Here is a 5,580-nt window from a genome sequence, read left to right as displayed (position 1 = left end):
TCGCGGGGGGGGGGGGGGGGGGGGGGGGGGGGGGGGGGGGGGGGGGGGCCGCCCGCGGCGGGGGGGGGGGGGGGGGGGGGGGGGGGGGGGGGGGGGCGGGCGGGGGGGGGGCGCCCCCGCCGCCGCCGGCGGCCCCCCGCGCTCCCCCGGGGGGCCCCCGGGCGGGGGGCCGGGGGGGGGGGGGGGGGGGGGGGCCCCCGCCCGCCCCCCCCCCGCCGCTTTTTCGTCACCGGACCGATGCTCGCGGTTGGGCGCAGGCCCCGCATCTGTCGGCGGCGGCGATTACCCTCGGCGTCGGCGCCGGACGATGCGGCGCCACGGCATCGTCCGCGCGTCGAAGAGGAGAGCTGCGATGAAGGCTTACGACCTGGGTTTCGGAGATTCGGCGGACAAGCTGGCGGAGACTCCCGCCGGGGAACCGCTGACCCTCGACGCGCCGGTGCGCTCCGGCTGGATCGGCAGTGAGGGGCCGGCGATCGACCCGGCCACCTGGCCGCGCGGACCGGTCACCGGGCTGCCGATGATGCACGCGCTCACCCTGCGGCTGCCCGCCGATTTCCAGCGGCGCGGTCCGGGGTTTCCCGCCATCGCCTTCTTCCAGGGTGAGGGGCAGTTCGCCGACGCCAACGACCCCGTGGCGCCCGACGCGAGCTCCGACGATCCGATCGCGCGCGATCTGGTGGCCACCCGCCTGCACCCGCAGCTGCAGCTCCTGCACGACGAGATCGGCGGGGTGTTCGGGCTGATCTGGCTCACCGAGGAGGAATTCGCGGGCGGCCCCGTCGCCCCACCCGCCGACGTACGCGCGCCCGGCTCCCCGGTCGCGAGCGACGAGGGCTGTAATGCCTGGGACGACGTGCATCCCACGATCGGCGTCTGGCTGGCCGAGCGCGTCGCCGATCCCAATGTCGGTATCCCGCCCGTCGAATACGAGCCCGATACCCGCTACCAGGACCCGCTCACCGAGGATTCCGGCTGGACGCCGTGGGCCGAACCGCTCTTCGGCCGCTCCCACCTGGGCGGCACCGCGTTCCCCGTGCAGGCCCTGCCCGAGGGTCTGACCCCGTACTACCTGGAGATCGAGGAGGTCTCCGGCATGAACTTCGGCGGCGGCAACGCCCAGCTCGATCTGGAATCGGGCGTGTTCGACTGGGCCTGCGGTTAGGGCTCAGTCGACCATCGCCGGGCGGTCGTCGTCGGGGTGTGCCCCGCCGGCGACCCGCGGCGGCCGGATGGTGTGCGAGACCTGTTCGGCGGCAGGCGGATCGAGGATGATCGGTTCGATCGGCACCTGCGCCTGCGGCTGCGGCTCGGTGCGGACCAGCCGCACGACCCCGGCCAGGACCACCAGATAGATGATCACGTAGACGTTCATCAGCAGCTGGATGCCCGGCCACCACGGCGGCAACAGGAACGTGCCGACGCTCACCCAGGTGGGCGTGTAGGTGTAGGTCCACGCCGCGATGGCGACGTACAGCGCGCCGGCGGCGAGCCACCAGCGGCCACGGTCCTGGGCGCGATGGATCAGATACACCATGAGCGGGACGAACCAGACCCAATGATGGCCCCAGGAGTACGGGGAGACGGCGCAGGCGGTGAGCCCGCCGAGCGTCACCGACAGCAGCGGTTCACCGCGGCGAGCCAGCGCGGCCGCGAGCCACAGGGCGAACAGCGCCACCGGCACCGCGATCAGCAGCCACAGCCAGAGGGGCGCCGGCCCGTGCACGAGATGCGCGATGGCGCCCCGCAGGGACTGGTTCGACGGGTGGGCGTCGGGGGCGATGCGGCTGGACTGGAAGAACGTCGAGGTCCAGTACTGATAGGAATCGCGGGGCAGGACCAGCGCGGTCAGGCCGATGGTCGCCACGAAGGTGAGCGCCGCGGTGGCCGCGGCGCGCCATTGCCGCTGCGCGAGGTACTGGGCCACGAAGTACAGCGGCGTGAGTTTGATGCCCGCCGAGATGCCGACTCCGAGCCCGCGCAGCCTGCTGCCCTCGGGCCGGGAGAAGTCCCACAGCACCAGCAGCATCAGCCACAGATTGATCTGACCGTAGTACAGCGTGGTGCGGACGGGCTCGGCGAACGTGCAGGCCAGCGTGATCAGCGCGCTGACGAGCACCAGGCGCGTGGTCACCCGGTAGCCGAGCATCCGCCAGCTCTGCAGCACCACGCCGAACAGCACCAGGAGGTTGAGCCCCATCCAGGTATTGGTGACCGCGCCCCACGGGATCAGCAGCAGCGGCAGGAACACCAGCGCCGAGAACGGGGTATAGGTGTAGAGCAGGCCCAGATGGGTGGGCTCGATGTAGAGCGCCCGATCGTGCAGGACCCGCCAACCGCCGTCGCGGTAGATGTGGACATCGAGACCGCCGGCGAGGATGCCGCCGCTGATCATGTGCGGGTCCATGGTGACGAACAACAGCGTCACGCCGGCGGCGGCGGTGCCGAGTAGCAGGAGGAGCGTCGAGATCTTGTGCGGAATCACCGCGCGTCGAGTTTTCTCCACCACAGCCGTGCTACCGCTCGGCTCGCATCATATGCACGACTAAGAAGCTACCGCGCACCCCCGCCGGGCCCGCGTCGCGGCCCACCATTGGTAGGTGATCCCTATCAGCTCGCCCCGGGTAGACCGGGTCAGGCGGTGCCCGTGGTCGCCTGACCGGCCGTCTTCCGTGGTCATTACGGCCGGCTGGTCACGCGGCGGGTTGCAGGACCAGCATGGTGTCGGCGCCGTGGTGGAACTCGTAGCGGACCTTGCGCAGCGCGGTGGGCACGCCCTTGTCGTGCAGTTCGGTGCGCAGGTAGCCGACCAGGTCGTCCAGCGGCGCGCCGGTGTAGTCGAGGAGCGGATACAGGCGCGCCTCACCGGCGGTGACCCGCGACAGCTCGTGCAGCGCCGCCAGATGGAATTCGGCGTCGAGGCGGTCGGCGTAGCTGAACAGCAGGTGCGAGCTCAGCGACAGGTCGAAGGACTTGTCGGGGAACGGCAGCTCGGGCAGGCTCGCCGCGATGTAGCGGTGCGGCTCGGTGCGCACATCGGCGGCGAAGCGGCGGGCCGCGCCGCGCCGGATGGCGGCGTGCCCGTCGGGGGAGCCGTACCAGTCCCAGCGGTAGCGGTGCGCGTTGGCGGCGGCCCACGCCACGGCGCGGTCGTTCTCGGTGACGGCGTCTTCGGCCAGGTCGGTGGTGGGGCGCGCGTAGATGGGATCGACCGCGGTGACCGCGGCGCCGAGCGCGCTGGCTTCCGCGGTGAAACTCGCCGCGCCGCCGGGACAGTCGAGGATTCGGCGACCGGTGAGATCGTCGTCGGACAGGTGAAACATCGCGCGGTACTCGGCCAAAGATCTTGCGCTGACCAGAAATTCGCCGAGTACCTCGCCATCGGCGTGGTGCTTCATCTGCCAACGTTCTCACGAGATGCTTTCGCACGGTAGCGAATTCACCGTTGTGGTCATGCGGATTGCACGACTCGATGCCCTACGCCGACGCGGTGAGCCTGCGCAATGCCTTCGACACGACCTCGGGATCGGTGGTCTCCCAGTACGGCGGCAGCGAGGCACGCAGGTAGCCGCCGTAACGGGCGGTCGCCAGGCGCGAATCCAGGATGGCGACCACGCCGCGGTCGTCCACGCTGCGCAACAGCCTGCCCGTGCCCTGCGCGAGCAGCAGCGCCGCGTGATTGGCCGCCACCGTCATGAACCCGTTGCCGCCGCGCGATTCGACCGCCCGCTGGCGCGCCGTGAGCAGCGGATCGTCCGGGCGGGGGAACGGAATGCGGTCCAGGATCACCAGACTCAGCGACGGGCCGGGCACATCGACGCCCTGCCACAGGGTGAGGGTGCCGAACAGGGAGGTCTCCGGGTCGTCGGCGAACTTGCGGACCAGCGCGCCCATCGAGTCGTCGCCCTGACACAGCACCGGGGTGTCGAGCCGCTGGCGCAGCGCCTCGGTGGCGGCCTTGGCCGCGCGCATCGAGGAGAACAGGCCGAGCGTGCGCCCGCCCGCCGAGGTGATCAGCTGCTCGATCTCGTCGAGATAGGCGGGCGAGAGACCGTCGCGACCCGGCGGGGGCAGATGCTTGGCGACATAGAGGATGCCGGACTTGGCGTGATCGAACGGGGAGCCCACATCGAGCGAACTCCACCGCACCGACTCCGCGTCGGCGGGCGCGGTCGCGCCGTTGGCCAGTGCCGGGTCGACCTTGCCCGCGGACTGCGACGGCAACCCCCAGGTGATGGCGAGGCCGTCGAAGGAGCCGCCGATCTGCAGCGTCGCCGAGGTGAGCACCACCGTCGCGGTGCCGAACAGCCTGCTGCGCAGCAGCCCACCCACCGACAGCGGGGCCATCCGCAGGGTGCGGCGCGCGACGCCGCGGATCTCGTCGGCCGAGAGCCAGATGACATCGCGGCGCGCGGCCGGATCGGCCTCCTCGAACGCGGTGAGGGCGCGCACGGCGGCGTCGTGCACCTCGTCGATGGCGGCCACCGCCATGGTGCGGGCCGCCGCGTTGTCCGGATCGTCGGTGGCCTTGACACTGCCCTGCGGCGCGATCGCGGTGCGCGCGTTCCATGCGGCGTCGCGGACCAGGGCGAGCACGGGCGCGATGCCGTCGGGCAGCTGGTCCCAGCGGCCGGGCGGCATGTCCTCGAGCGCCTCGTGGAAGGCCTCGGCGGCGCCTTCGAGCCGGTCGACCTCGCGTTCGTCGATCAGCTTGGTGCAGCGGCGGGCCGCGGCGCTGATCGCCGTCGCGGCCAGTTCGGCGGTCGCGACACCGGTGACCCGGTCGACCAGTTCGTGCGCCTCGTCGATCACCACGACATCGTGTTCGGGCAGGACCTGGATGCCGCTGATCGCGTCGATGGCGAGCAGGGCGTGATTGGTGACCACCACGTCGGCCTGCGCCGATTCCGTGCGCGCCTTCTCGGCGAAACAGTCCTGGCCGAACTGGCAGCGGGTCTTGCCGAGGCATTCCCGTGAGGACACGCTCACCTGGCGCCAGGCTCGGTCGCTCACGCCGGGCGCGATCTCGTCGCGGTCGCCGGTCTCGGTATCGGAGGCCCATTCGTTGAGGCGCTGGACCTCGCGGCCCAGCTTGGAGATGGCGAACGCGTCGAACAGTTCGGCCTCGCCGGTGTCTTCCGGGATGACACTGTTGATCTTGTTCAGGCACAGATAGTTGTTGCGGCCCTTGAGGATCGCGAACTGCGGGGTGCGCCCGAGCGGCTTGCTGAGCGCCTCGGCCAGCCGCGGCAGATCGCGATCGACGAGCTGACGCTGCAGTGCGATCGTCGCCGTGGACACGACCACCGTGCGCCCGGTCCGCACCGCGTGCCGCAGGCTCGGCACCAGATAGGCCAGCGACTTACCGGTACCCGTCCCCGCCTGCACGGCGAGGTGCTCCTTGGTGTCGATCGCGTGATCGACGGCGGTGGCCATGGTGGTCTGCCCGGTGCGCTCCTTACCTCCCAGCGCGTGCACGGCGGTGGCGAGCAGTTCGGCGACGGGAGGAAGTTCGGGCACGCAGGCAGCTTATCCGCCCCGTGCGACAGAGTTCTTGGAGCGCTGGCGCGCTCGAGTCGC

At 71.4% G+C, this 5,580-nt stretch carries 5 protein-coding genes; 2 read left to right on the top strand and 3 right to left on the bottom strand.

Features of this window, described 5'->3' with window-relative positions; all coding sequences use genetic code 11:
• On the top strand, positions 1-356 hold a 356-nt coding region (locus QH270_RS14795; protein WP_280342203.1), incomplete at its 5' end, for a hypothetical protein.
• Positions 353-1,165 (top strand): hypothetical protein, encoded by an 813-nt coding sequence (locus QH270_RS14790; protein WP_280342201.1) that lies wholly within the window; start codon positions 353-355, stop codon positions 1,163-1,165. The genes QH270_RS14795 and QH270_RS14790, both read left to right, overlap by 4 nt.
• Before the next feature lie 3 nt (positions 1,166-1,168).
• Here QH270_RS14790 and QH270_RS14785 read toward each other — a convergent pair whose 3' ends face one another.
• The 3 genes from QH270_RS14785 to QH270_RS14775 all read right to left on the bottom strand — a co-directional run bounded on the left by QH270_RS14785 (position 1,169) and on the right by QH270_RS14775 (position 5,520).
• Positions 1,169-2,506 carry a glycosyltransferase 87 family protein gene (locus QH270_RS14785; protein ID WP_280342199.1) on the bottom strand — a complete coding sequence of 446 codons (1,338 nt, stop codon included), beginning with the start codon at positions 2,504-2,506 and terminating at the stop codon, positions 1,169-1,171.
• Positions 2,507-2,693: 187 nt separating this feature from the next.
• Positions 2,694-3,398, bottom strand: coding sequence for a methyltransferase domain-containing protein (locus QH270_RS14780; protein WP_280342197.1), 705 nt, complete (start codon positions 3,396-3,398; stop codon positions 2,694-2,696).
• Positions 3,399-3,477: 79 nt separating this feature from the next.
• The gene (locus QH270_RS14775; RefSeq protein WP_280342195.1) at positions 3,478-5,520 is read right to left on the bottom strand and encodes an ATP-dependent DNA helicase; all 2,043 of its coding nucleotides are present in this window, start codon (positions 5,518-5,520) and stop codon (positions 3,478-3,480) included.
• Positions 5,521-5,580 lie beyond the last annotated feature (60 nt).

The sequence above is a fragment of the Nocardia neocaledoniensis genome (assembly GCF_029868625.1).
GTDB classification, from domain to species: domain Bacteria; phylum Actinomycetota; class Actinomycetes; order Mycobacteriales; family Mycobacteriaceae; genus Nocardia; species Nocardia neocaledoniensis_A.
Note: the sequence above shows the minus strand (reverse complement) of the source record. Positions and strands in the feature narration are given on the sequence as shown.

What these genes read in the sequence shown, in the direction of transcription:
- QH270_RS14790 (WP_280342201.1), top strand. Translation starts at nt 353, where the DNA reads ATGAAGGCTTACGACCTGGGTTTCGGAGATTCGGCGGACAAGCTGGCG.
- QH270_RS14780 (WP_280342197.1), bottom strand. Translation starts at nt 3,398, where the DNA reads ATGAAGCACCACGCCGATGGCGAGGTACTCGGCGAATTTCTGGTCAGC.